General features: G+C 54.9%; 25 protein-coding genes and 1 tRNA gene. 19 read left to right on the forward strand and 7 right to left on the reverse strand.

The window, feature by feature from the left end; all coding sequences use genetic code 11:
• Positions 1-79: 79 nt before the first annotated feature.
• From nirB to NP603_RS02875, 3 genes are read left to right on the forward strand one after another with little or no spacing between them, the layout of a single operon-like run.
• The gene (nirB, locus tag NP603_RS02865) at positions 80-2,620 is read left to right on the forward strand and encodes a nitrite reductase large subunit NirB (protein ID WP_256609416.1); all 2,541 of its coding nucleotides are present in this window, start codon (positions 80-82) and stop codon (positions 2,618-2,620) included.
• On the forward strand, positions 2,620-2,952 hold the full coding sequence (nirD, locus tag NP603_RS02870; RefSeq protein ID WP_256609417.1) for a nitrite reductase small subunit NirD: 333 nt from the start codon (positions 2,620-2,622) through the stop codon (positions 2,950-2,952). The genes nirB and nirD overlap by 1 nt, the downstream gene beginning before the upstream one ends.
• Before the next feature lie 4 nt (positions 2,953-2,956).
• Positions 2,957-3,874: a PhzF family phenazine biosynthesis protein gene (locus NP603_RS02875; protein ID WP_256609418.1), complete on the forward strand. Its 918-nt coding sequence runs from the start codon at positions 2,957-2,959 to the stop codon at positions 3,872-3,874.
• A gap of 51 nt (positions 3,875-3,925) precedes the next feature.
• On the opposite strand, the gene NP603_RS02880 is transcribed toward NP603_RS02875, so the two are convergent.
• From NP603_RS02880 to ygfZ, 4 genes are all read right to left on the reverse strand, one after another.
• Positions 3,926-5,656 (reverse strand): DEAD/DEAH box helicase, encoded by a 1,731-nt coding sequence (locus NP603_RS02880; RefSeq protein WP_256609419.1) that lies wholly within the window; start codon positions 5,654-5,656, stop codon positions 3,926-3,928.
• Between the two features lie 121 nt (positions 5,657-5,777).
• Positions 5,778-6,752, reverse strand: coding sequence for a COX15/CtaA family protein (locus tag NP603_RS02885; protein ID WP_256609420.1), 975 nt, complete (start codon positions 6,750-6,752; stop codon positions 5,778-5,780).
• Positions 6,753-6,763: 11 nt separating this feature from the next.
• Positions 6,764-7,606, reverse strand: a complete 843-nt coding sequence (locus NP603_RS02890; protein WP_256609421.1) for an HDOD domain-containing protein — start codon at positions 7,604-7,606, stop codon at positions 6,764-6,766.
• A 13-nt stretch (positions 7,607-7,619) separates the two neighbouring features.
• On the reverse strand, positions 7,620-8,546 hold the full coding sequence (gene ygfZ / locus NP603_RS02895) for a CAF17-like 4Fe-4S cluster assembly/insertion protein YgfZ (protein WP_256609422.1): 927 nt from the start codon (positions 8,544-8,546) through the stop codon (positions 7,620-7,622).
• 78 nt (positions 8,547-8,624) lie between these two features.
• Here ygfZ and NP603_RS02900 point away from each other — a divergent pair, with 78 nt between their 5' ends.
• The 7 genes from NP603_RS02900 (at position 8,625) to NP603_RS02930 (ending at position 13,718) form a co-directional block, all read left to right on the forward strand.
• Positions 8,625-9,059, forward strand: a complete 435-nt coding sequence (locus NP603_RS02900) for a protein YgfX (RefSeq protein WP_256609423.1) — start codon at positions 8,625-8,627, stop codon at positions 9,057-9,059.
• The gene (locus NP603_RS02905) at positions 9,056-9,925 is read left to right on the forward strand and encodes an HDOD domain-containing protein (RefSeq protein ID WP_256609424.1); all 870 of its coding nucleotides are present in this window, start codon (positions 9,056-9,058) and stop codon (positions 9,923-9,925) included. Before NP603_RS02900 ends, NP603_RS02905 begins: the two co-directional genes overlap by 4 nt.
• The gene (locus NP603_RS02910; protein WP_256609425.1) at positions 9,922-11,112 is read left to right on the forward strand and encodes a sensor domain-containing diguanylate cyclase; all 1,191 of its coding nucleotides are present in this window, start codon (positions 9,922-9,924) and stop codon (positions 11,110-11,112) included. The genes NP603_RS02905 and NP603_RS02910 overlap by 4 nt, the downstream gene beginning before the upstream one ends.
• A 112-nt stretch (positions 11,113-11,224) precedes the next feature.
• Positions 11,225-11,542 carry a hypothetical protein gene (locus NP603_RS02915; RefSeq protein WP_256609426.1) on the forward strand — a complete coding sequence of 106 codons (318 nt, stop codon included), beginning with the start codon at positions 11,225-11,227 and terminating at the stop codon, positions 11,540-11,542.
• A 41-nt stretch (positions 11,543-11,583) separates the two neighbouring features.
• On the forward strand, positions 11,584-12,345 hold the full coding sequence (locus NP603_RS02920) for a complement resistance protein TraT (protein WP_256609427.1): 762 nt from the start codon (positions 11,584-11,586) through the stop codon (positions 12,343-12,345).
• Positions 12,346-12,495: 150 nt separating this feature from the next.
• The gene (ychF, locus tag NP603_RS02925; protein ID WP_256609428.1) at positions 12,496-13,587 is read left to right on the forward strand and encodes a redox-regulated ATPase YchF; all 1,092 of its coding nucleotides are present in this window, start codon (positions 12,496-12,498) and stop codon (positions 13,585-13,587) included.
• 54 nt (positions 13,588-13,641) lie between these two features.
• Positions 13,642-13,718, forward strand: a tRNA-Met gene (locus tag NP603_RS02930).
• A 332-nt stretch (positions 13,719-14,050) separates the two neighbouring features.
• Here the strand turns inward: NP603_RS02930 and nadB are convergent.
• Positions 14,051-15,703 carry an L-aspartate oxidase gene (nadB, locus tag NP603_RS02935; protein ID WP_256609429.1) on the reverse strand — a complete coding sequence of 551 codons (1,653 nt, stop codon included), beginning with the start codon at positions 15,701-15,703 and terminating at the stop codon, positions 14,051-14,053.
• Positions 15,704-15,832: 129 nt separating this feature from the next.
• Here nadB and rpoE point away from each other — a divergent pair, with 129 nt between their 5' ends.
• From rpoE to NP603_RS02980, 9 genes are read left to right on the forward strand one after another with little or no spacing between them, the layout of a single operon-like run.
• Positions 15,833-16,423 carry an RNA polymerase sigma factor RpoE gene (gene rpoE / locus NP603_RS02940; protein ID WP_256609430.1) on the forward strand — a complete coding sequence of 197 codons (591 nt, stop codon included), beginning with the start codon at positions 15,833-15,835 and terminating at the stop codon, positions 16,421-16,423.
• A gap of 10 nt (positions 16,424-16,433) precedes the next feature.
• A complete protein-coding gene (locus NP603_RS02945) occupies positions 16,434-16,940 on the forward strand; it encodes a sigma-E factor negative regulatory protein (protein WP_256609431.1) in 507 nt (168 codons plus the stop codon).
• Between the two features lie 4 nt (positions 16,941-16,944).
• Positions 16,945-17,886 carry a MucB/RseB C-terminal domain-containing protein gene (locus NP603_RS02950; protein ID WP_256609432.1) on the forward strand — a complete coding sequence of 314 codons (942 nt, stop codon included), beginning with the start codon at positions 16,945-16,947 and terminating at the stop codon, positions 17,884-17,886.
• 38 nt (positions 17,887-17,924) lie between these two features.
• Entirely contained in the window at positions 17,925-19,328 is a 1,404-nt protein-coding gene (locus NP603_RS02955; protein ID WP_256609433.1) for a DegQ family serine endoprotease, read from the forward strand.
• Positions 19,329-19,341: 13 nt separating this feature from the next.
• Positions 19,342-20,250 (forward strand): cysteine synthase A, encoded by a 909-nt coding sequence (gene cysK / locus NP603_RS02960; protein WP_256609434.1) that lies wholly within the window; start codon positions 19,342-19,344, stop codon positions 20,248-20,250.
• 40 nt (positions 20,251-20,290) lie between these two features.
• A complete protein-coding gene (locus tag NP603_RS02965) occupies positions 20,291-21,538 on the forward strand; it encodes a hypothetical protein (RefSeq protein WP_256609435.1) in 1,248 nt (415 codons plus the stop codon).
• A complete protein-coding gene (locus NP603_RS02970; RefSeq protein ID WP_256609436.1) occupies positions 21,531-22,592 on the forward strand; it encodes a coiled-coil domain-containing protein in 1,062 nt (353 codons plus the stop codon). The genes NP603_RS02965 and NP603_RS02970 overlap by 8 nt, the downstream gene beginning before the upstream one ends.
• On the forward strand, positions 22,579-23,298 hold the full coding sequence (locus tag NP603_RS02975; protein WP_256609438.1) for a hypothetical protein: 720 nt from the start codon (positions 22,579-22,581) through the stop codon (positions 23,296-23,298). Before NP603_RS02970 ends, NP603_RS02975 begins: the two co-directional genes overlap by 14 nt.
• Before the next feature lie 29 nt (positions 23,299-23,327).
• A complete protein-coding gene (locus NP603_RS02980) occupies positions 23,328-23,870 on the forward strand; it encodes a hypothetical protein (protein WP_256609440.1) in 543 nt (180 codons plus the stop codon).
• Here NP603_RS02980 and NP603_RS02985 read toward each other — a convergent pair.
• Both NP603_RS02985 and NP603_RS02990 read right to left on the reverse strand, forming a co-directional pair.
• Positions 23,867-24,781 carry a carbohydrate kinase family protein gene (locus NP603_RS02985; RefSeq protein WP_256609441.1) on the reverse strand — a complete coding sequence of 305 codons (915 nt, stop codon included), beginning with the start codon at positions 24,779-24,781 and terminating at the stop codon, positions 23,867-23,869. The genes NP603_RS02980 and NP603_RS02985 overlap by 4 nt on opposite strands.
• A gap of 21 nt (positions 24,782-24,802) precedes the next feature.
• Positions 24,803-26,278, reverse strand: coding sequence for a RimK family ATP-grasp domain-containing protein (locus NP603_RS02990; protein WP_256609442.1), 1,476 nt, complete (start codon positions 26,276-26,278; stop codon positions 24,803-24,805).
• Between the last annotated feature and the right edge of the window lie 107 nt (positions 26,279-26,385).

A 26,385-nucleotide genomic window follows, 5' to 3' on the forward strand; every position in this document is an offset into this window, starting at 1 on the left:
TTGGAATCATTTGCCTTCGCCGGCGCATTGCGGGCCGGGTCGGCGTTTGCGGATTAATCTGAATCGACAGAGGCTTGATATGAGTAACAAACAAACCCTGGTTGTGATTGGCAACGGCATGGTTGGCCAGCATTTTTTGAGCAGTTTGGCGGGCAGTGCGGCAATGGCCGACTACCGGGTGGTCACGTTTTGCGAAGAGCCGCGCCCTGCATATGACCGCGTGCATTTATCGGAATATTTCGCCGGCAAAACCGCGGCGGATCTGTCTCTGGTCGAGGCCGGCTTTTTTGCCGAGCATGGCATCGAAATCCATCTGGGAGACAAAGCGGTTGCGATCGATCGTGCCGCCAAGCAAGTCACGTCGGCTAAAGGCTTGACAATTGCCTACGACAAACTGGTGTTGGCGACCGGTTCCTACCCGTTCGTGCCGCCGGTTCCCGGCCACGAGCGGCCGCAGTGTCTGGTATACCGCACCATAGAAGATCTGGAAGCGATACAAGCGGCGGCGGCGCAATCCACGGTCGGTGCCGTGGTCGGCGGCGGCTTGCTGGGGTTGGAAGCCGCTAAAGCCTTGAAAGACTTGGGATTGGAAACTCACGTGGTCGAATTCGCACCGCGCTTGATGGCGGTGCAGTTGGACGAAGGCGGCGGCGCGATGCTGAAACATAAAATCGAAGCGCTGGGCGTCAACGTTCATTTGAACAAGAACACCACATTGATAGACGACGGCATGCAGTGCCGGCACAAAATGAATTTCGCCGACGGCCAGGTCTTGGAAACCGACATCGTGTTGTTCTCGGCCGGCATTCGCCCGCGCGACGAGATCGCCCGCCAATCAGGTTTGGAAGTCGGCCCACGCGGCGGCATTGTCATCGACAACCAATGCCGGACATCCGATCCGGACATTTACGCCATCGGTGAATGTGCACTGTGGAATGGCCAGATCTTCGGTCTGGTCGCGCCGGGTTACACGATGGCCAGAACCGTCGTCGCCGGATTGAGCGGCGAGGCGGCCAGCTTTACCGGCGCCGACATGAGCACCAAACTGAAGCTGATGGGCGTCGATGTCGCCAGCATCGGCGACGCGCACGCCAGAACGCCGGGGGCATTGGTTTACACCTACCAGAACGGTTCGGCCGAAATCTACAAACGCTTGGTGGTCAGCCAGGATCAAAAACACCTGCTCGGCGCAGTATTGGTCGGCGATGCCGCCGGCTACGGCACCTTGTTGCAATATTGCCTGAACGGTATCGAGTTGCCGGAAAATCCGGATTCGTTGATTTTGCCGCAGCGCTCCGACCAATCGGTGGGCCTGGGGCCCGACGCGCTGCCGGCGTCTGCGCAAATCTGCTCATGCCACGATGTCAGCAAAGGCCAGGTCTGCGGGGCGATCGAAGCCGGTTGCCTGACGCTGGGCGATTTAAAGGCGCAGACCAAGGCTGCCACCGGTTGCGGCGGTTGTTCGGCGCTGTTGAAGTCGGTATTGGACTGCGAATTGAGCAAGATGGGCGTCGCGGTCAGCACCGACCTGTGCGAACACTTTGCCTACACCCGCCAGGATTTGTACAACCTGGTCATGGTCGGCCAAATCAAAACGTTCGACGAATTGCTGGACAAACACGGCAAAGGTTTGGGCTGCGATGTCTGTAAGCAAGCCGTAGGCTCGATTCTGGCCTCTTACTGGAACGACTACATCTTGGAAAAACCGCATATCGGCCTGCAGGATACCAACGACACCTTTCTGGCCAATATGCAGAAAGACGGCACTTATTCGGTGGTGCCGCGGATCGCCGGCGGCGAAATCACGCCGGATATGTTGATCGTACTGGGACAGGTCGGCAAAAAATACAATCTGTACACCAAAATCACCGGCGGTCAGCGCGTCGACTTTTTCGGCGCCCGGCTGGAGCAATTGCCGGCGATCTGGAAAGAACTGACCGATGCCGGCTTCGAATCCGGCCACGCTTACGGCAAGTCGCTGCGCACGGTCAAATCCTGCGTCGGCAGCACCTGGTGCCGCTACGGCGTCGACGATAGCGTCGGCCTGGCGATCGAACTGGAAAACCGCTACAAAGGTTTGCGGGCGCCGCACAAAATCAAATTCGCCGTGTCGGGTTGCACCCGGGAATGCGCCGAGGCCCAGGGCAAGGATATCGGCGTCATCGCCACCGAGAACGGCTGGAATCTATATGTTTGCGGCAACGGCGGCATGAAACCGCGTCACGCCGATTTGTTCGCCACCAACCTGGACAAGGAAACCCTGATCAAATACATCGACCGGGTATTGATCTTTTACGTGCGCACTGCGGCCCGCCTGCAACGCACTTCGGTCTGGATGGAAAACATGGAAGGCGGCCTGGAGTATTTGAAGTCGGTGGTGATCGACGACAAGCTCGGGATTGGCGCCGATCTGGAGCAGCAAATGCAGCATGTCATCGACACCTATCAATGCGAATGGAAAACCACCTTGCAGGACGAACAACGCCTGAAACGGTTCCGCCATTTCGTCAATAGCGACCAAGCCGACGACAACGTGGTGTTCGTCGAGGAGCGCGGCCAAATTCGGCCGGCCAACGACTTCGAACGCAAACATTTTAAATTGGTAGAGGAGGCCGCCTAATGAGCAGTTGGATCGATGTCTGCAGTGTCGACGATTTGCAACCGGATTCCGGTATTTGCGCGCTGGTTGGCGGGCGGCAGGTGGCGATATTTTTCCTGCCGCGGCGGCAAGCGGTTTATGCGCTCGGCAATTTCGACCCGTTCAGTCGCGCAAACGTGTTGTCGCGTGGCATGATAGGCGACATCGGCGGTGAGCCGATGGTGGCGTCGCCGATGTATAAGCAGCATTTTCATTTACATACCGGCGTGTGTTTCGAAGATCCCAGCGTCGCAACGCCTGCATACCGGGTCCGAATCGACCGCGGCAGGGTAGCGGTGCAATTGCCGGAGTAAAAAAATGAAATTCCGCTATTACATTGCCGACGTGTTCACCCGGCAAATCTTCAATGGCGCCCAGATTGCCGTGCTACCGCAGAGCAACGGCCTCAATAGCGAAACGATGGCGGCCATCGCCAAGGAATTGAACTTGCCGGAAACGGTATTTCTGTTTCCGAATCTGGGTAGCGCAAACGGCCGGCGCATGCGGATTTTTTCGCCGTTGGGCGAGATCCAGTTCGGCGGCCATGCCATCGTCGCCGCGGCGTACGTGTTGGCCGAGTGCGGCGATATCGCGCTGGCCGACCCGGTGACGCCGTTGTTGTTGGAGCAAAACGTCGGCGTGATCGAAGCCAATGTTTCCAGCGTCGGCGGCAAACCGACCTTGGTGCAATTCAGCCGCCGGGTCAGCGCCGTGGTCGACCGTTTCGCGCCGCGCGATGAGGAACTGGCGCAGTTCCTCGGACTGCAGATCGCCGATCTGGACCACAAGAAATATACGCCTCGCCTGGTTTCCTGCGGATTTCCGTATCTGGTAGTACCGGTGTGGAATTACGAATCGGTACGCAAGGCCCGTTTCAATTACGCGGCCTGGAGCCAGTCCAGCGCGCCGCAAACCGCGGCACAGGAAATTTTATTGTTTGCGCCGAAATCGCCGAATCCGGAAGCCGATTTCACGTTGCGGCTGTTAGGCCCGAACATCGGCATGCATGAAGATCCGCCGGTCGGCAGTGCAACGCCGGCATTTTGCAGTTACCTGTGTTCCTTTGAGCACACGCGCAAAGGTACCCATGTGTTCGCGGTCGAGCGCGGCCACCATGCCGGCCGCCGCAGTTTGATTCAATTGGAAATGGATAACAAGCAGCAGGAATATCTGACGGTCCGGGTCGGCGGCCAGGCGGCGATATTTGCCGAAGGTATTATCGATCTGCCGGATTGAACCGGCGCATTACAGGCCGGCGCGATGCGCGCGCCGGCTGCATTTGCCGGCTTATTCCCGGGTTTTACTGCGTTTCGAGGTTGAGCCGACACGCTTTTTGCTTTTGTCTTTCTTGACCAAAGCCGCGTCGAAACGGGAAATGTTCAACGGCTTGCCGGCGACGCGCACTTTCTTCAGCGCCTGAAACAAATCCTTGGGCATGCCGGCAGGCAGTTCCACGGTACTGTAGTTTTCCTCGATTTTAATCCGGGCGATATGGTCGCCGTCGATGCCGGTCTCGTTGGCGATCGCACCGACGATGTTGCCGGGTTTGACGCCGTCGGCGCGGCCGACTTCGATGCGGAACATTTCCATTTCCACCGCGCCGACGCGGCCTTTTTCCCGGCGCGGGCCACGTTCGCCGCGCTCGGTTTGCGGTTTGTTGTCGGCATCTTTGCGCGGTTTTTTGCCGCTGTCTTTCAACAATAACGGCGTGTCGCCTTGCAACAGTCTGGCCAGTGCCGCGGCGATGTCCATCGCCGGGACGTTATGTTCCACCTGGTATTGGTTGATCAATTGCGTATAAAAACTCAGCTCTTCGCCGGCCAGCGTGTCGGTGATGCGCTGTTTGAACTTGTTGATCCTGGCGTTGTTGATGAACTCGGTCGACGGCAGCTGCATCTCCTCGACTTTCTGTTTGGTGGCCTGTTCGATATTGGCCAACAGGCGTTTTTCCCGCGGCGACACGAACAGGATGGCGTCGCCGGTACGGCCGGCACGGCCGGTACGTCCGATACGGTGGATATAGGATTCGGTATCGTAAGGAATGTCGTAGTTGACGACGTGGGTGATGCGGTCCACATCCAGGCCGCGGGCGGCGACATCGGTCGCGATCAGAATATCCAGCTTGCCGCTTTTCAGGTTGTCGATCGCGCGTTCGCGCAGCGCTTGCGACATGTCGCCGTTGATCGCCGACGCGGAAAAGCCGCGTGCTTCCAGTTTCTCGGCCACTTCGATGGTCGCGGTTTTGGTGCGGACGAAAATGATCATGCCGTCGAAATTTTCCGCTTCCAGGATCCGGGTCAAAGCGTCCATTTTATGCAGGCCGCTGACGAACCAGTAACGCTGGCGAATATTGGCCGCCGTGGCGGTTTTGACCTTGATCGTGACCTGTTCCGGGTTGTTCAGATATTGCTGGGCGATTTTGCGGATCTCGCTTGGCATCGTCGCCGAGAACAGCGCGGTTTGCCGGGTCGGCGGAGTTTGTTCCAGAATCCATTCCACGTCGTCGATGAAGCCCATCCGCAGCATTTCGTCGGCTTCGTCCAGCACTAAGGTTTGCAATTGGTCCAACTTCAAGGTGCCGCGGCGCATGTGATCCATGACCCGGCCCGGTGTGCCGACGATGACATGCGCGCCCCGGTTCAGTTGGCGCAATTGGCTGGTGTAATCCTGGCCGCCGTATATCGGCAGGACGTGAAAGCCTTTGATGTGGGCGGCGTAGCATTGAAAGGCCTCGGCCACCTGGATGGCCAACTCGCGGGTTGGTGCCAGCACCAGCGCTTGCGGGTCTTTTTGCTTGATGTCGATGCGGTTCAGGATGGGCAGGGCGAAGGCGGCGGTTTTCCCGGTGCCGGTTTGGGCCTGGCCCAACACGTCGCGGCCGGCCATTACGAACGGGATGATTTGAGCTTGAATCGGCGAGGGGGTTTCGTAACCGACGCTTTCCAGCGCTTTTAGTATCGGATCGGCAAGATTGAGATCTTTAAAGCTAGGCGTGGTTACGGTGGGCGTATCGGACATTAAAAATACCTGTAGATGAAAAGAGATCGGCCGGCCGGTAAGCGAGCCATGGCCGGCATTGTAACGCAGTTCGGTCGAATATTGCTTAACTTATTGATAATTACAGAAAAAAATCGGTGCGCTATGTAGCCCGGTTTGCCGAATAAGTCAGGCAGATAAACAGGAAAAATTGGGCGCCGAAAATTAGGTTGGCCATCAATAAATGCACCGGTTGGGCGAAGGCCGGAAAACCTAAGCGATCCAGGCTGACTCCGGCCAGGATGGCCGTCACGATCAAACCGGCCAGGACATAGCCCAGTCGCAACAACAGGCTGCCGGCGGCGGCTTGCTCGCGGATTTTCCAAACCAGCCACAGGTTGGTAAACAGAATGATCGACGAAAACGAGCGGTGGACGTAGAAGATGATCGGAAAACTGTCGCGCCAGTATTGGCGTTCGATATAGCTGTGCTCGTGAGCGATGTAGTCGACCGCTTCCCGCACCTGGGTACCCATCGCAATTTGCAGTAAGGTCATGCCCATCGCCACTTTCAAAACTGTCGCAAAACGCGGCGTCAGCCAATATGTGTCTATCGCCTGAAGCAGGGGTTTCTGCGAGCGGGCGATGGCATAAATCAGCAGCGCGACGATGCCCAGGGCCAGCAGCATGTGTAGCGTAATCATCAGCGGTTTCAAGTTGCTGGCTACGACGGCCGAGCCGAGCCAGCCTTGAAAACCGACCAAAAAGAACACCGACAGCGCCAGATAAAAAATAGTCTTGTCGGCCTGCAAATAGATGCGCGAAGACCAGGCCGTCAGGAAAATCAAGAAACCGATCGTCACGCCGACCAGTCGGTTGGTATATTCGGTCCAGGTTTTCACCGGATTGAAGGCGGTATTTTCGTAACCGCGCGCGGCATAAATTTCGTGGTAATTGGCCGGTAGTTGCGATTCGTCGGTGGGCGGCACCCATTGGCCGAAGCAGGTTGGCCAGTCCGGACAACCCATGCCGGCGCCGGAGGCGCGGACGATGCCACCGACCAGAATCACAAAATAAACGGCAAAGATTGTCAGCGCACCTAAGCGGCGAAAACGGGCGGCAGCCTGATCGTCTATCATAGCGGTAAAACTTATAGAAACATGGATTGAGCGAGTTCGATTTCTTCGGATACGCCTTCGATTTCCAATATCTCGGCATCGGTTTGCAGGCCCAGTTTGGCAAAGGCCGGGACCGTGCTCCAATCGACTCGGCAGGCGGGGTGGTCGGTGCCGGCGATACTTTGCAGAAAGGCAACCTGCACCAGATCCACATAATCGGCTTGCGGACCGGCGTCGCGTTGAAAATTTACGTATTCCGAGGGAACCAATTTCAATTCTTCCGGAAAATTCCAGGTATTCATGATGATTTTGCCAACGTGCGGGTGGGCTTTTTCCAACAATTTGTCTAGACGGGAAGGGCTGTCGCGGAACTCGGGAATCTTTTCGACCAAGGTCAATATGGGCAGTTTGCCGATTTGGTGGATAAGACCCGCCAGCATTGCTTCGTCGGCATTCAGGTGCGGTACAAAGGCGCTCAACGCCCGCGCAATTGCAGAAACGTTGACCCCTTGTTCCCAAGTACTGCGAAAGTAGGCTTCCAGTAATGCGCTGGTTGGTTTGAACATTTGCTGCATGATCAAACTGGTGATCAAAGTACGGATGGTATTGTTACCGAGCCGGGTCACCGCCATGTGAATGTTTTTGATTTCAACCGCGCCGCGATATAACGGGCTGTTGGAAACCTGAATCAAACGCGCAGAGATTGCCGCATCGGTGGCGATGATTTCTGCCAGGCTCTGTGCAGTGGCGTCACCCTTGCTGACCGCGTCTCTGACTTTAATTGCCACATCCGGCAGCGTAGGCAATACCAGGCGATTGGCGTCCAATTCCTCTTGTACGTGAACCAGAAAGTCTTGAACCGATTTGAATTGCATGAATGAATTTCCGTTATTGAGCTGAAACCAGCGTCAATTGCGCGTGGTTATCGCCGTCAAGTATAAGGTTTTTTGGCATGCCATCAACTATTTGCAGGACTAGCAAAAGACGTGTTTCGCCGTCATAGGACGCTGCGGTTAGCACGGAGCCGAGGGTTCGGTTGCTGTCGTCAACTACTGCCGAGCCCGGTTGCGGAAGGTCGGTGCCCGAGAAGCCGGCGAGAAATAACGCGCGTTTCACTTTGCCCAGGTAGTGGGTGCGGGCGACAATTTCCTGGCCGGTATAGCAACCTTTGCTAAAACTGATGCCGCCAAGTTGGTCAATGTTCAACATCTGCGGAATATGCTGTTCCGACTGTTCCGGACCGAACCAAGGTAAACCGGAGGTGATGTCGTGGTAGCGCCATTCGTCCGAAGAACCGAATACAACCCCCGGTTTCGCGGTCAATTCCGCGATTCTTTCCGTTGCCCGGTTTTCCGGTAAAAGCCATAAAAACCGGCTGTTTGCGGGTAGTTTGACCAGTGGCTCGGGAGACAACGTTACGGCAAAATCGGTTTCAGGCGGGTTGAGGCCGGCCGCTAGGCTCGCAGCCCCTGACATTCCGTAAATCGTCAACCGGTTATCCCGCTCCAATTGCACTTTAGCGCGCAATACATACCGGTGCAATTTAGTGAAAACGGTGTCGCGCAGTCCGGCCGGGAGCACTAACACAAAACCTTGCGGTGTTTTTACGACCAACAATGTACTGATTACTCGGCCTTTGGCGTTGCAAAAAGCGGCTATGCTGGCTCGACACTCGGTGAGCTCATGAATGTCGCAGGTCAGTTGGCCTTGCAAAAAGCCGGCAGCGTCGGCGCCGGCGACTTCGATGGCGGTGAGTCCGGTGTCGCCATATATTTTTTGGGGAATTGTCGCTTGTTCTGCTGCCGATGCCGGCATAGGGTCTACAATCATGTCACTGTCTAAATCATTATCGGTCCGGCTAGTTTACCCCAGGCGGAACAAGGCGACGGGATTGTGTACAAAAATATCGAGCAGAGCGTAGATTTTCGTTTAGGCGTTTCCAGGCAACGCCGATTGTGTGTTAGTTTCTCGCACCTTGCGGCGCTGGCTGCATGCTGGCTGAATTCGCTCCCACTGGTTTGCCGGCTCGGATTGACCGTTGTGGTTTTTTTGAGTTGGTTTGCGGCGGTCTGGGCCGAAAACAGGTCTAACATGGTTTTACGTTACAGTCAGCAGCGCGGATGGTCGGTTCAAGAAGGCCGCCACGATTCTCAGCCGATTCGTTTGCGGAATACGTGCGTAGTTACCCGGATGCTGGTGGCACTTCATTGGATCGGCGAAAGCGATATCCGGGGCGCGCGGGTAGTGTTCCCAGATATGCTGAAGCCCGACGAATTTCGCAGATTGTTGGTTTGTTTGAAAATTACTGATATTGGCTACGACGCATGAATGGAAACGCCCAGAGCATCCCTTTGCAGGTTGGTTCATTGAAGAATCTGCCGGCGCTACCCGAGGCGAGTATGCGGATACTGGCCGCCGTCAATACCCCCGACATATCGATCGACAAATTGACCTCCATTCTGGCGCTATCGCCGGGTTTGGTTGCTAGGCTACTGGGTTTGGCAAATTCCGCTTATTTTGCCCGCGGCGCCGTTGTCAGCGATTTGCGTACGGCCATTTTCCAGGTGCTGGGTTTGGATTTGGTCAAATCTCTGGCGTTGGGTATCGTGCTTAACGTGCAGTTCGACACTAGCAAATGCCAGCAATTCGATAGCGAACGGTTTTGGAGCGAATCCTTGTTGACCGCCGTTTCCGCACAAAAACTGGCGGTTGGCCGCCGGCAACTGCAAGGTTTCTCCTCATCCACGGTTTACACTGGCGGCCTGTTGTTGAATATCGGCATGTTGGCTCTGGCGTTTCTGTTGCCAGACCAACTAAATAGCATACTGGTCAAGTGCAGTGCCTCGGGCTTAGCGGTCGGCGAGGAGATAGCCCGGCAACTCGGGCATAGCCATCACCAGCTTGGTTATGTCCTGTTGAACAAGTGGCAACTGCCGACGGTGTACCAATCGTTACTGTTTAATTACGGACAGCTCGATTTTGTCGGCCACGAGCGAGCTCTGTTGGTTTTGCTCAGATTATCGCGCCAATTGAGCAGTAATATCTGTTCCGGAACGGCGATTGGCCAAGACGTTGTCGATGTGGCTTGCCATGAGTTGGAATTGTCCACAGAAGCCATTGAGAAAGTGATCGAATGGCTGGGGCAAAACAAACAAGCTGTGGACAGTTTGGCCGGCATCATGGGGGAGCGATGAGCCCGCAAGCCGCCGATACAAGCGCCGAACAACCCGGCGGCGTGCATGATCTGGTAATCGACTTGTTCAATGCCTTGTCGGCGATAAAACAATTGTCGGAACTCGATTGCCAGATTGACGACGAGACAAAATTGGTAAAACAGGCACTGGCCAGTTTGATTCAATACCAAGATATGGAGCGTTGTTCGTTTTTCATGTTGGATGATGCCGGGATGTTGACCAATTTGACCGGAATTAGCGTGGAAGAATCGCTGCAAGCGCCTGCGGTCCGCGGTAAGCCGTTGACGTTCAAAGTCGGAGAGGGGGTGATCGGTATGGCGGCTGCCAGCGGCGAGTTGCAGCATTGCCGCAATTGCGCGGAAGATGCGCGTTTTGAAAAATCGTCGGCTGTGGCTTTGCCCGGATCGCTGATCAGCGTGCCGGTTTTTACCCTAAACCGGCATCTGATCGGTGTATTGAACGTATCGCACCCGCAACCGTTTTACTTCACCGATTGGCATATCCGGTTGCTGGAAGTCTATAAAAACATCCTCGGCCAACTGATCACCACGCGACGGTTGGTACGGCAAATGGAGCGACAAATCGCCTCGCGGACGGCGGAGCTGGAAACGCTGGTGGCCGAAACCAACCAGCTCAAAGAGCATTTCGCCAGCATGTCGATGCACGATCAATTGACAGGCTTGCACAACCGGCGTTTTTTCTACGACCAAGTCGAAATTGCGATTGCCCAGCACACACGGTACCGTACCAGCCTCTGCTTACTGGTGCTTGATATCGATCATTTCAAAGTCATCAACGACCGTTTCGGCCATTTGTTCGGCGACCAGGTTTTGGTCGGCGTCGCTTCGGCGTTGAAGCGGCAAGTCAGAAGCACCGACATTTTGGTGCGTTTCGGCGGCGAGGAGTTTGTGTTGATTTTTACCAATACCTCATGCAGCAACGGTAAAGCGTTCGGAGAGCGGATTCGGCAGGAAATCGGTAAACTCGAATGGAGCCTAGGTGGCGAAACGGTCAACGTGACTTTGAGTATCGGCCTTTTTTGTCTGAGTGCAGACTGCTATCCAGATAATCGGGCTCCTGACATCGACGAAATGATCAATTGTGCCGACGCGGCGCTTTATCAAGCCAAAGCGAATGGCCGCGACCAATTGGTCGTCTTCGAGGACTTGAGAGTGCGCAGCGATTAACGTTGTCGGCTTAAAGCGGTTGTTCTGGGAAATTATCGATTCTAAAATCGGCAAGACTGTCATCAAAACAAGGAACGGCGTTACGTTCCGTTGGTTTCTGGGAGAAGATCGAATGAAACAAGTGTTACCGCATTGCGTTTTTTCGTTGGCATTGGTCTTGGCAAGTTGGATGGCGCAAGCCGACCAGGCCAGCGATATGCAAAAAATGCTCAACGATCAGGTTATGGCCAAGCCGTTTAGCGTCGAGGACGAAGCGAAACTGAACAGCTACATCGAAGAAGCGACGAAGAGGGGAACGCCGCCCAGATCAGAGCCCAGTAAGTACTGGCGACGCGGTTACACCTGCAACGATTTGCGGCGTTACTCCTGGAACGATTATAGGGATTGCAGCTATTACTACCGCTATTACGGCTATTATTGGCCTTACTGATTTGCAGTTTTATTTTTGGATCATTTCATTTGGAGATATAGATGGCTATTGCTCGAAACACATTCCTGAAACTTGCCGGTGCGGCGGCTGTGGCCGCAATGTTGGGCGGGTGTGCTGCCGTACACACGTCGATTGCCAAAAAGGACCTGGACGTCCAAACTAAGATGAGCGACACGATATTTCTCGACCCGGTCGGGCCGGAACAGCGCACTATTTTTCTCGATGTGCGCAATACCTCGGACAAAGCCAATTTCGACGTGATGTTGCCGGTAAAACAGGCATTGCAGTCTAAAGGCTACATCATCTCCAGCGATCCGGAAGCCTCGCATTATTGGCTGAGAGCCAACGTGCTCAGCGTCGATAAAGCCAGCCCGACGGCGGCGGAATCCGCGCTGCATTCCGGATATGGCGGCTCGTTGGCCGGCGCGGCAGCCGGCGCCGCGATCGGCGGCGGCTTGGGTGGTTGGTCCGGCGCAGGAATCGGCGGTTTGGCCGGCGCGGCGGTCGGCGGTGCAATCGAAACTATTGCCGATGCCGCCGTCAAAGACGTGACTTATATGGTGGTCACCGACATCGAAATCGCCGAAAAAGCCAAAAGCGGTGTCGTCATCAGACAGGACAGCCAACAGGACGCCAAGCAAGGTATCGGTGGTTCGCGCCGGCAGACATCGTCAGAGGTCAGCGATCGGAAAAAATACCGCACGCGTATCGTCAGTACCGCCAACCAGGCCAATTTGGAATATGAAGAGGCGGCTCCTAGCTTGACTTCCGGTCTGGTCAGATCGATCTCCGGTTTGTTCTAAACCGTTTTTGCGTTATCCGATGCCTTTGCTGCGGCAACTGCCGAGGCGAGGGTATCGGTTCTCAATTCTTAAAATCGCTGTATAATCCGGCGCCTCTTCAACCCGGCCGCCTTGTGCCGGACGTCCCTGTCAAATTTCGAAACTATTGCTATGGCACTTCATTGCGGAATCGTCGGCCTGCCCAACGTCGGCAAATCAACCCTGTTCAACGCGCTGACCAAAGCGACTATCGCCGCCGAGAACTATCCTTTTTGCACCATCGACCCCAATGTCGGGGTGGTGCCGGTACCCGATCCGCGGATGGATAAATTGGCCGAAATCGTCAACCCGGAGCGGGTTTTGCCCACCACCATCGAGTTTGTCGACATTGCCGGCCTGGTCGCCGGCGCATCTAAAGGCGAAGGTTTGGGAAACCAGTTTCTCGGTAATATCAGAGAGACCGATGCCATCGTGCATGTGGTGCGCTGTTTTCACGACGATAACGTGATTCACGTTGCCGGCAAGGTCGATCCGATCAACGATATCGAAGTCATCAATACCGAATTGGCTCTGGCCGACATGGCGTCGGTGGAAAAGGCGTTGCAGAAATCGGCTAAAGCTTCCAAATCGGGCAATAAAGACGAGTTGGCCAGAAAGCAGGTATTGGAACGGGTCCTGGAACACCTGAATGCCGGCGAGCCGGTCCGCACCTTGGGGCTGAGCGAAGACGAAGCCAAATTGATCAAGGAATTGTGTTTGATCACGATCAAGCCTACCTTGTATGTGGCCAACGTGCAGGACGACGGGTTTGAAAATAATCCGTTGCTGGACAATGTCAAAAGTTTTGCCGAACGCGAAGGCTCTAAAGTGGTGCCGGTATGCGCCGCGATAGAGGCGGAAATCGTGCAATTGGACGACGCCGAGAAGGTTGAATTTCTCGCGGATTTGGGGTTGGAAGAGCCCGGGTTGAACAGGGTGGTTCGAGCGGCTTACCAGTTATTGAATCTGTCGACCTATTTCACGGCAGGGGTCAAAGAAGTCAGAGCTTGGACGATCCCGGTCAATGCATTGGCTCCTCAGGCTGCCGGCGTGATTCATTCCGATTTCGAAAAGGGATTCATACGTGCCGAAGTGGTTTCTTACCAGGACTTTGTCAACTACAAAGGCGAGCAAGGTGCGAAAGACGCTGGCAAATGGCGTCTGGAAGGCAAGGAATATAAAGTGCAGGACGGCGATGTCATGCATTTTAGGTTCAACGTTTGACAAGGTTTTGGCGCGCCGTTATAATGGCGTCTTGTTTTGTTACGCAAGATTTGTGGCGACATAGCTCAACCGGTTAGAGCGCGGGATTCATAACCCCGAGGTTCCAGGTTCGATTCCCGGTGTCGCCACCATTTAAAACAAGCACTTAGGCCAAAAGCCAAGTGCTTTTTTTATGTCCGTTGGGCGCTTCAAAAAAAGTTTAACCAGTCAATTTTGTCGACGAGATGGCCAGGCAATGGGGGCGGTGGGTATGTGCGAATCCGGTTTCTAAGCCGCCTCGCATAACGCTACAAGGTTCGGCATGTGGGAATCTCTAAAAAATCATGATTACTCATCCGGCACTGGAATCGGAAAAAATCGTTCCTTAAAAACAACGACTCTGCAATTTACAGCTTGCAATCCGGTGACGACTCTATCTATGGCGCCGACCGTTCTAAACAGCGATCAGCGGATAATTGCTCAGTCATCGATTGGCGATAAAGTGCTCAGGGATTAGAACGGTATTGGTCGGCGTGTGGCTGTTGTCCGGTTCGGGATAATCTTTCGTGTAGTGCAGGCCACGGCTTTCCTTGCGCTGTTGGGCGCAACGAATGATGAGTTCGGCGACGATTACCAGATTACGTAGTTCCAATAGATCGCTGGTGATGCGAAACTGACCGTAATATTCCGCGATTTCCTCTTTCAGCAGTACCAGCCGATTCATGGCTCGCTCCAGGCGCTTGTTGGTGCGGACGATGCCCACATAGTCCCACATGAAGCGGCGCAATTCGTCCCAGTTGTGGGCTATCACCACTTCCTCGTCCGAGTCGCTGACTTTGGATTCATCCCAGCCGGGCAGCGCCATCGGTTCCGGCAGTTGGTCGAAAATCCGGCGGATGTCTCGGTTGGCTTGTTCGGCGAAAACCAAGCATTCCAACAACGAGTTGCTGGCCATGCGGTTGGCGCCGTGCAGGCCGGTGCAGGCGACTTCGCCGATGGCGTATAAGCCCGGAATATCGGTGCGGGCGTTGGCGTCGGTAACGACGCCGCCGCAAGTGTAATGGGCGGCAGGAACCACCGGAATCGGTTGTTGGCTGATGTCGATGTCCAGTTCCAGACACTGCATGTAGATGGTCGGGAAGTGCTTTTGTATGAATTCCCGAGATTTATGGCTGATATCCAGATACACGCATTCGATACCGTGTTTCTTGATTTCGCTGTCTATAGCGCGGGCGACGATGTCGCGGGGTGCCAGCTCCATGCGGGCGTCGTAGCGGCGCATGAAGCGCTCCCCATCGGGTAAAATCAGATGGCCACCCTCGCCGCGTACCGCTTCGCTTATCAAAAACGAGCGGGCGGTGGGATGGTACAGGCAAGTCGGATGAAATTGCATGAATTCCATGTTCGCTACTTTGCATCCTGCTCGCCAAGCTAAGGCGATACCGTCGCCGGTGGAAATATGCGGATTGGTTGAATATAGGTAGACTTTGTTCGCGCCTCCCGTGGCCAGTACCACAACTTTGGCAGCGATCGTCTTGATTTTTCCGGATATGTTATCCAAAACATAGGCGCCGCATATGCGTTGCCGGTCGGCGCCCAATTTGGCTGCCGTGATCAGTTCCACTACATTATGGTGCTCCAGCAGACTGATATTGGGGTGGGTCTGGGCGCGTTCGATCAGCGATAGCGATACGGCTTTGCCGGTAGCATCGTCGCTGTGTACGATACGCCGGTGGGAATGGCCGCCTTCTCGATTCAGATGTAACTGTTTGACGCCGTGGGCGTCGCGTTCTTCGGTAAAGTTGACGCCCTGGGAGCGCAGCCATTCGATGCTTCTTCGACCTTGAGCGACGGTCAGGCGAACAATGTCCGGATCGCACAAACCGGCGCCCGCAATTAAGGTGTCTTCGATATGTGATTCGATCGAATCGTAGCGGTCGTCGAACACTGCCGAAATCCCACCTTGGGCATAATAGGTGCTGCATTCGGTCAAAGCGAATTTGGCAAGTACTCCGACCTTGTACCGGTCTGCCAAGTGCAGTGCCAAGCTGAGTCCGGCGCCACCGCTACCTGCAATCAGCACGTCGTAATAGGGGTTGGTGTTTAAGGCGGTTTCGCTGTTAGTCAAGGTGGTCAAGTCGGTCGGCGAGAGTGAAAGTTTAACCCGGCCGCGAATAATATCTCGTTTTACCGGCCCGGTAATTTTTTTTGTATTGCCAGAACTAATAAGGTTTAATTCTGTCCACTTCAGTAGAAAAATAGAGCAGTGAACGAACAAATAAGCACCACCGAAGATGTCGATCAAAGCCTTGTGCAGAGGGTACAGCAAGGTGATAAAGCAGCCTTCGATCTGCTGGTTTTAAAGTACCAGCATAAGATCGTCCACTTGGTGAACCGATATGTCAAAGATCCCAGTGAAGCGCAGGACGTGGCGCAGGATACTTTCATAAAGGCATATCGGGCTTTGGGCGATTTCCGCGGTGAAAGCGCGTTTTATACTTGGTTGTACCGGATCGCGATCAATACCGCGAAGAACTACCTTTTATCGCGTTCCCGCCGCCACTTTGATTACGAGATCGACGTTCAGGATGCGGAGCAAGTGGAAAACGCTCCGCAGCTAAAAGATATTGAAACGCCCGAGCATCAGTTGATGAACGAGCAAATCGTTGCGGTGATTAAATCCGCAATCGAAAATTTACCGGAAGAAATGCGGATTGCAATCACGCTCCGAGAATTCGAAGGGATGAGCTATGAAGAAATTGCGGAGGCGATGGATTGCCCCATCGGCACCGTGCGTTCGCGGATTTTCAGAGCGCGCGAAGCCATTGACCAAAAATTAAACCCGTTGCTCGACTAAAGGTGTATCGATGCAGGAACAAATTAACCAAAAACTATCGCAATTCATAGACGACGAATTAGATGCTGCGCAGTCTCTGGAGTTATTGGCAGCGATTCGCGAAGACGAAGCACTGCAGGATAAACTGAGGCGCTACCAAATCGTCAGCCAAGTATTGAAGAGTAACGAATACTCGGCAGTAAACCCCGAATTTGCCGATAAAATCCATCAACAACTCCGTCAGGAGCCGATTTATTTCATGCCGCGGCCGAAAACGCATCCGGTCAATTGGCAGAAGGCCGGGCTCGCGGTTGCGGCTTCCATCGTGCTTGCAGTGGTCTGGCTGGCCAGTAAAGTCGAGCCGAGACAAAACAATCCTTTCAACTCGGTCGGTGTCGTAGCTCACAGCGGTGCCTCGGCCAACGACATACACGCCCGTTTCAAGGACTATCTGCAAGCTCACGACAATACGCTGTATGTAAACACAGTGCAGGCGGCGCAACCTTATGCGCGGGTGGTCGGTTATCCGCAGGAATAGGGACGTGAGAGTATTACTGGCAATTTTTATCGGCTTGATCAGCGAAGCCGCTGCGGCCGAAAGTCTTACCGCGGTGCAATGGTTGGACAAGATGAATCTGGCGATGAAGACCCTCAATTACCAGGGTACCGTGATTTTCATGAAGAACGGCCAGATAGAAACCATGAAATACCGTCATAGCGTCGACCATGGTGTCGAGCAGGAGCGCTTATCTTCCTTAAACTCGCCGATGCGGGAAGTCACGCGCAAATCCAACGAAGTGACGTGCGTATTTAAGGAAACCAGCGAAAAGGTGATCAACCACCATCCGCTGGACAGTTCGTTCATTATCAACATGCCGAATAACCCGGCATCTTTGGAAAAGTCTTACAACTTGGAACTGGCCGGACAAGAATCTGTAGCGATGTTGCCGGCGCAAATCGTCGCGGCGCAACCTAGAGACGGACTGCGCTACCCCAGAAAAATCTGGATAAACACGCAAAACTTTCTGCCGTTGAAAATAGAAGTTTACGCTCTGGAAGGGCATGCCCTCGAACAGGTGATGTTCACCGAACTAAGCACGCAAACCGTTGCCGACGCGTCGGCGGGCAACGACGCCAGCGATAAGTTCCACACCAAACATATCCATAGCGCTCAGGCCGAGCCTTTGGACCGAGCCACTTTTTTAGTGAAGCGCTGGCCGGAAGGCTTCGAGCCGGTGTTTTTTATCAAAAACTCGATCCAGCAATCGCAAAAAGCCGTAGATCACCTGCTCATGAGCGATGGCTTTTCAACCGTTTCGGTGTATCTGGAGTCCAAAGAGTCGGAAGGCATCGAGGGTCTGCACAGCCTGGGATCGGTAAATTCTTTCAGCAAAGTGATAGACGACACGCAAATCACCGTGCTCGGCGAAGTGCCGGCGAAAACTGTCGAATTAATAGCCGACGGCATCGCTTTGCGCCATTAACTGTTTTTTAAATTTCAATTCGTTTGTTTGGAGATTACATGCTTAACAGGCTGTTTTATGGATTTTTTCTCGTGTTGTTGGCAGTCAACCCGGGTTATGCCCAATTGCCCGATTTTACCGAAATGGTAAAAACCAACGGCGATGCCGTGGTAAATATCAGCACCACGCAAAAATCGCCCGATCCGCAAGCCGGTGCCGATCCGCAGCAAATGCCGCAAGACATGCCGCCGGAGATGGAGGAATTCTTCCGCCATTTTTTCCAGGGGCCGGGCCGAGGCTTTACGCCGCGGGAAACCAACTCGCTGGGTTCGGGGTTCGTCATCTCCCGCGACGGCTATATTCTGACCAACCATCATGTCGTCAACAATGCGTCTGAGATCGTGGTCAAGCTGAAAGACCGCCGCGAATTGATCGCCAAATTGATCGGTTCCGACGAAAGTACCGATGTGGCTTTATTGAAAGTCGAAGCTAAAGACCTGCCGGTGGTGGAAATCGGCGTGCCGGACCAACTACAAGTCGGCGAATGGGTGCTGGCGATCGGGACGCCGTTCGGTTTCGACCAGTCGGTCACCGCCGGTATCGTCAGTGCCAAGGGCCGCAGCTTGCCGGACGGCAACTATGTGCCGTTCATCCAGACCGATGTCGCGATTAACCCCGGCAACTCGGGCGGCCCGCTGTTCAACATGCAGGGCAAAGTGGTCGGCATCAACTCGCAGATTTATAGCCGCTCCGGCGGCTACATGGGATTGTCGTTTGCCATCCCGATAGACGTGGCAATGAACGTCGTCGAACAAATCAAAACCAAGGGCAAAGTCTCGCGCGGCTGGCTCGGCGTACAAATTCAGGACGTCACCCGGCAATTGGCAGAGTCGTTTGGCATGGACCGTCCGCACGGCGCGTTGGTATCGAAAGTGATTCCCGGCGGGCCGGCCGAGAAAGCAGGCATCCAGATCGGCGACATCATCGTCGAATTCAACGGCCAAGTCATCGAAACTTCAGGCGAATTGCCGCCGCGGGTGGGCATGACGCCGGTCGACGAGAAAGCCAAAGTCAAAATCATTCGCCAGGGCGATAAACAAGACGTAACGGTAAAAATCGGCTTGTTGCCGGCGCAGCAGAACATTGCGGCTGCGGGACCCTCAACTGCTTCGGAAACTGCCGTTAACCGTCTTGGGTTGGCCGTTGCCGACCTGACTGCTGAGCAACGCCAGCAATTACAGGTCGAAAAAAATGGCGTTTTGGTGCAGAAAGTCGGCAAAGGCATCGCGTTGGATGCCGGTATTCAGCCGGGCGATGTGATTTTGCGGATTCAAAATACCGTGGTACGCGATGCCGCTGAATTCAACAGCATCGTTGCCAAATTACCGGTTGAAAAATCCATTGCGGTTTTGGTACAACGTAACGGCAGCCCGGTGTTTTTGGCTTTCAAAATCGAAAAATGATTGAGGTGACTCAATGCCTGCCGCCAGTAATGTAACCCAATTGATCGGCAACACCCCATTGGTTAAATTGCATAAAGTCGTGGAGGAAAACTCGGCGACGGTATTGGTCAAATTGGAGTCACGCAACCCTGGCGGTTCGGTCAAGGACCGTATCGGCCTGGCGATGGTGCAGGCAGCGGAAAAAAGCGGGCAGTTGCGCGGCGGTGGCATCATCGTCGAGCCGACGTCGGGTAACACCGGTATTGCCTTGGCGATGGTGGCCGCAGCGCGCGGCTACCGTTGTATTTTGACGATGCCGGAAACCATGTCGGTCGAACGGCGCCAACTATTGGCGTTGTACGGAGCGGAAATCGTGCTGACTCCGGGAGCGGACGGTATGAAGGGAGCAATTGCCAAGGCCCAGGAAATCGTCGCCAATCATCCCGGTTCTTACATGCCGCACCAGTTCGAAAATCCGGCCAATCCCGAGGTGCACCGGCAAACCACGGCGCAGGAAATTTGGTCTTCTACTGATGGTCAAGTCGATGCTTTCGTCTGCGGAGTCGGTACCGGCGGCACCATTTCCGGCGTGGCCGACGTGATTAAAAACCGCAATCCGCAGTTCAAGGCTATTGCAGTGGAACCGGCCGAGTCGCCGGTCATTTCCGGCGGCAACCATTCGCCGCATAAGATTCAAGGTATCGGAGCCGGTTTCGTGCCGAAGAACTTGGAAGTGGATTTGTTGGACGGCATCGAACTGGTCAGTACCGATCAGGCCTTTGCGATGCGCAAGCGCCTGATCGAGGAGGAGGGTATCATGGCCGGCATCTCTTCAGGCGCCAGCGTCTGCGGTGCCGTCAGAGTGGCGGCGCAACTGGGCCCCGGGAAAACCGTTGTCACCATCGTCCACGACACCGGCGAACGTTATCTCAGCATGGGTTAAACCCTCATTTCGTTCCTCGCTGGGCATTAGAACAATAATTATGAACGACACCAGCAGCAAACACCCGCCCGGCGGGCCCGGCTATTTTCTGAATCGGATTCAGACCCTATTCGTCAGCATGCTGCGCATCTGGACGATACCCATCGTTCTGATGCTGAGCGTTTCCTCCGGTTTTACCACCTATTACGGTCTGTCGCATTTCATCACACCATGGATTGCGCTGGTGATTACCGTGGCGATCCAATCCATCATTGTGATTTGTTCGCTGGAAATGGCCGGTATCCACTGGAAAGCCAACCGGGTCCGTTACTTTTCGGTAGTGGCTTCGTTGGCCGTGGCGATTGCCGCTTCGATCACGTTTTCCTATTTCAAGTTTTACGAAATATCCGAGCGAGAAACCCTGCATATAAACCGGCTGAACCAACTGCGTCAGCAGAGCAAAGGATATCTAGACGCCGTGCTGCAGATCAAGAGTCGAGTCTCGCTGCAGCAAAAGCAGGATTTGGACAAGGCCTCGCTCGACGCCAGTCAAGCCTATTTCGGTACCCATAACCAGATCGCCCCAGGCTACAAGAACCAGGTCGGCGAAGGCCCGTTCTGGCGGCATTACAATCAGATTTATCAGGAAAAAAAGCAGGCGGTGCAACAGCAAGAGCAAGCGTTCCGCGAGTTGGACGAGCATATACGACAGTTGCAGATTAATTTGAATCAGTTGGATGTCAGCAGCGACGAAGCTAGCTACGCTCAATTTTTGAAACATTACCAGGATATCCAACTGGGAGTGAACCAGTTGGCCAGCAGTATGGGAGTGAGCCCGCCGGATGCGCCGTTGCCGATGACCTACAAGCAATTCGTCGAGGACGTGAAACCGTCTTTTGCAATGTGGCGCGGCTTTTCCTGGTTCGCCTTCGTCTGCGCGGCCATGGTGGATTTTTTTACCGTGTTGCTGTCGTACCGGCTGGAGTTCACCGCGCCCGGGCCGTTGACGGTGCAGGAGGAAGAATTGGTGTTCGAATGTCTGCGCCAGTTTACCGAATTCCGCATCAACCAAAACGATGAGCTGGAAATGGTGATCGAGAAGTCTGATCTGGAAAAAGCCCGGCGCTATTCGGATTGGTCGCGAATGTTTGTGGTCGGCCTGTTATTGAGCCGGGGATTTTTGCGCAAGGTGGACCACCGCACCGTTGAATTCGCGCCAAATCTATATCCGTTGGTCGCCGAAAAAATGTCCGATAAAATCGCGGCTCTGAAACAAAAGGCGCTCGCCGCGCCGGCCGGCCATGAATAACCCGCTGTCGGAACTGGACGCCTGGCTCACCGGCAGCGATCTGCAGGATGATGTAGGTGCCGATGACAGTTACTGGTTGGCCGGCTTCGATGCCGACCGCCAGGTGGTGCTGGTTAAGTTGGGGCCCTACCAAAAGCTGTATTTGCGGCCCAAGCAATTCACCAAGCGCTTTTACCACACCGTTTATCCACTGCCGGTCGAGTCCTGGCCCTACCGCCGGCAGATAACGCTGTTCGAAGGATTTTGCACGCTGGACTTGGCGCTGGATTTGCGGTTTCAGGCAACATTTGATTACGCGCTGAAAAACTCCGAATTGTTGCCGGATATCAACGCCCATATCCGCAATGTCTACACCGCCTTAGTCGACGATGCCGTCAATCTGGAATTGCAGGACCTGGCCGACGGTGCCTGGGTCAATACCGGTCTGGCTGAGGCCGAAAAACGCATTGCCCAGCGCATCAACGAGTTGCTGGCGCAACAGCAGATCCAGTCTTTGGCGGTTTGCACGTTGAGCGCCAGTTTTGCTGAGTTTCCCGATGTCCAGTTGGGCCGCGACGCCGTTTACGTTAACGTGCTGAAAAAAACCTTCGAATTGAACCAGACCAAAAATCTGGAATTGTCGCGTCAACAACGTTTGATCGAAGAAGAGGAAATTCACGAAAAACGCCAGCAATTGGAACATTTGCGGCGGATGATCGATCTGGAACAACAGATGCAGGCGCTCGAGGCCGAAAAGCAGCGGCGTTTGGCGGAGGACAAATTCGAGCAGTTGACTCAGCAACTGGCAATCGAAAAACGGCTGCATGCCGAACAACTGCGGCACGATACCGAGTTACAGGAAATGCGCTTCGAAGCCGAACTGCTCAGCCAGGAAAAACGCCAGGCCCGGCAACGTAGCGCAGAGAGCCGGCAATTGACCGACCAATTGGCACACCGGGCGGTATTGCATGAGCAAGAAGTCTTGGCCGAACTTCGTATGCAGCAGCGGGCGCAAATTTTGATGCAGGAACACGATTTGGCAGAGCCAACAGGAGGCGAGCATGGAGAAGCTTAATTCGACGCTATTGATCGTCGTATTCGGCGTATTGATGGCAATGTTGAGTGGTTGTAGTGTTAATTCGACGCTACAGTTCCGTACCGAAATCGATGCGATTGCCGCGCCCGGCGCAACGATCGGCAACCGTTTTCTAGTATTGCCCGGCAATCCGGGCGGTAACGAGCAGGATTTGCAATTCATCGAATTCAAAGGCTATATCGAAAAGGTACTGGCCAATCGCGGCTTCGTCAAAGCGGCGACTGCTCAGGATAGCGATCTGGTGGTTTTTCTCGGCTACGGCGTCGGCCTGCCGGAAGTACACCAATATGCTTATGACGTGCCGGTCTGGAACGATTGGGGCTACTATTACCCGTATAGAAGATCCTTTTATAACCGTGGATTTTATCCGGGGTTTGCCGGCGCCGGATATACCCAACGTATCGACACATACACCACTTTTCGCCGCTATCTGACCTTGGAAGCCTGCGAAACCGGGCCTTATTTGACGCAGCAGCAACGCAAACAATTGTGGAAAACCAGCGTGCAGAGCAGCGGCGCCAGTAACGATTTGCGCTTGGTGTTTCCTTACATGGCTGCCGCGATGCAAGGCTATATTGGCGCCAATACGGGCCATATGGTGACGGTGGATATCGACGAAACCGATCCGTTGGCGCACAGTATATTGGGGCCGCTCCCGGCCGCCGCACCGCTGCCGCCGCGGTAAAACACAATAATCACAGTCAGGAGCTCGCCATGAACAGATCGAACCTTTGCCGATACGGATTGGCCGTCGCTATCGGCCTGCTGAGCGAAACCGCTTTTGCCGCCAAATACAATTTGGAACCGGGCGATGCGGTGCTGACCAATTGCCGCGACATTTACACCAAAGGCGAAATCAAGGCCAAAGTCGACGACGGCTACACCGTGCATTTTCCGAAGAACAGCGGACCTATCCATTGCCCGCCGTTTCGCTGGCATGCGGAATTTGTATTGCCGTTCCAGTCGGTACCGGAGTACCGGCTGCAATTTCTGGGCGGGTTGAAACGCGATATCGTGTTCAAGGTCGGTGAGCCGGTGACGTTTCGGGTGGAAACCGACAAGCGCGTCGTCAAAAACAGGAATTCGATCGATATCGACGCCCAAATCACCGATATCAGCGGCAACGGCGCGATTGCGGTCAAATTGCTCAGTACCGACCCGGAAGCGGCCGCGACCTTTTGGCAATGGATAGGCGGCAATTACGTCGACTTACGCCACAAATACCTGGAACCGGAGCGGGACAAGCGCTCGCGCTAAGGCATCGGTTCGCTTTGCCACCGTTGCAACAGCGCGCGGTGGGCTGCCTTATCGGGTAAGCCGGGGCGGGCGCCCAAGCGGGTGCAACATAACGCGCCGGCGGCACTGGCATAACGCAGCAACTCGGGCCAGGCCAGACCGGCCGCCAAACCGGCGGCGAAGGCGCCGTGAAACGCGTCTCCGGCTCCGGTGGTATCGATCGCCGTGACTGGCGGCGCGTTCAAGCGGCCCGTTTCCTGGCCTGTACGCCAAACCAAGCCGCGTTCGCCCAGCGTGATTACTACCCATGGCGCGATTGCGGCCAATGCCGACAGCGCCGCGTCAACGCCTCCGGAATGCTGAAGCGCAAATTTTTCCGAACACACCAAGTAGTCCATTTTGTCCAGCAAGGCTTCGGTGCCGGAGTGTAACGATCCGGCATCCAGAACGGTCGGAATCTTTGCCGCGGCGCGGCGTTCCAGCAAACGCGCTGAAATATGCGGCTCGTGGCCGTCGCACAATACCACTCTGGGCCGAACCGCGCCGAAGTCCAAGCTGTCTGCCGGCAGCGCCCGCGTGTCGCCTTTGTAGTTGATCAACGCGCGCTTGCCGTCGGGCTTGACCAGTACCGCCGACAACGGCGTCGGCGATTCGCCGCGGACGATGCAGCGGGTATCGATCCCAAAGCGATGCAATTCGCTTAAATGGCTGTCGCCGTAGACGTCGTTGCCCAAATAGCCGCTGAATCCGGCGCGGTAGCCCAGTTTCGCCACGGTAACCGCGGCGTTTGCCGCCGGGCCGCCGCCGCAGCCGAGCAAAGCGTCGGCCACGGTTTTTTCGTCGGCTGCGGGATGGTGCGGCACGCTGAACACCAAGTCGTAGCTGGCATGGCCGACGCAGAGTACATCCAAATGAATCGCTGTGTTTTCCATATTGAATTTTGGTTATCGATGTCAATCCAGGCCTTTGCTGCGGTTCTCCATGCGCCGCAACAATTCGCCGATGATGGCTCGGTACAATTCTTCGCCCAAATATTTGTCTTCGACGCCGCTGTCGATGCTGGGGTTGTCGTTGACTTCGATCACGTAGCCCTTGCCGTTGATTTCCTTGACGTCGACGCCGTACAGGCCGTTGCCGATCGGCTGGGTGGCTTTCAATGCCGCGTCCAGCACCGGCTTCGGTACTTCGAAGGTCGGCAGCGTGGCGAAATTGCCGCTGTCGGTGCGATTGGCGCCGTGGCGGTAAATCTGCCAATGGTTTTTCACCATGAAATAGCGACAGGCATACAGGGCTTTATGGTTGAAGATGCCGATCCGCCAATCGAAATCGGTGTAGAGAAACTCCTGTGCCAGCAATAAAGCCGATTGTTCGAACAATTCGGCGACCTTGGTTTCCAGTTCGGCCCGGTTATTGACTTTGACGATGCCGCGCGAAAAAGAGCCGTCCGGGACTTTGATGACGACCGGAAAGCCGGCAATGGCTTCCAGCTTGTCCAGGTGTTCGGTGTTGCCTTTATGCAGAATCCAGGTTTTCGGCGACGGCACTTTATGGGTACGGAATAGATCGGCCAGATACACCTTGTTGGCGCAGCGCAGAATCGAGGTCGGATCGTCGATCACCACCAAGCCCTCCGCTTCGGCCTTTTTTGCGAAACGGTAGGTATGGTGGTCGATCGCCGTGGTTTCGCGGATGAACAGGCCATCGAACTCGGGCAGGCGGCCGTAATGATTCTGGGTGATCAATTCCACATCGACGCCCATTTGCCGGCCCACCGCAATGAACTTCTTTAGCGCGCCGCGGTTGCTGGGCGGCAGGGCCTCCGCCGGATTGATCAAGATCGCCAGATCGAAACGCGCATTCTTGCGGGCCCGGCTTTTGCGCCAGACTTTCTTGCTGAAGCGGTCCAGAGCCTCGGCAAACAGGGTTTGCATGGCGTCGTCCAGTTGTCCGGGCGAAACCGCTTTCAGATCGGTGATTTGCCACTGCTGCTCCAAGCGCAACGTGATTTCCAGAATCGGGCAGGCGAAACGTTCGAACAGCAAGCGGGCCAGTTCCTGAAACGCCGGTTCCGGCGTCGTGCCGAAATAACTGTACAGCCGGTATTCGCCGTCCTTGTGCTGGTGTTTGAAGGCGCGGGCCAACGGCTGGTTCAAATCTTCCAACTGCAGCCGATACAGCGCATTTTTGCCCAGGTCGTTGATGATCTTCACCGAAGGAATCACGTGGTGGCTACGGGCTTCCGCCAGCAGCGAACAGTAGTAACCGTCGGACAGATAGCTGTAACTGCTGCACAGATTGATGACCCGCACCCGCTGGTCGGGGTCGGTCTGTTCCATGGCGAGGTAGGTTTCGAAACTGACGACTTGCTCGCTGGGGTAATAAGGGTTCCAGTCGGAAAGATTGTCGACGACCAGCAGCGTACTTGCCATGTTGCTCAAACTCGGTGGGTTGGGGAGGCTGAATTTTGAAACCAGACAGGTTTTTAAACAAGGAGTAATATTTCTTCATTTACCCGATCGAGGCTGCTTGCTGCGAA

Source organism: Methylomonas aurea, from assembly GCF_024505045.1.
Taxonomy (GTDB): Bacteria; Pseudomonadota; Gammaproteobacteria; order Methylococcales; family Methylomonadaceae; genus Methylomonas; species Methylomonas aurea.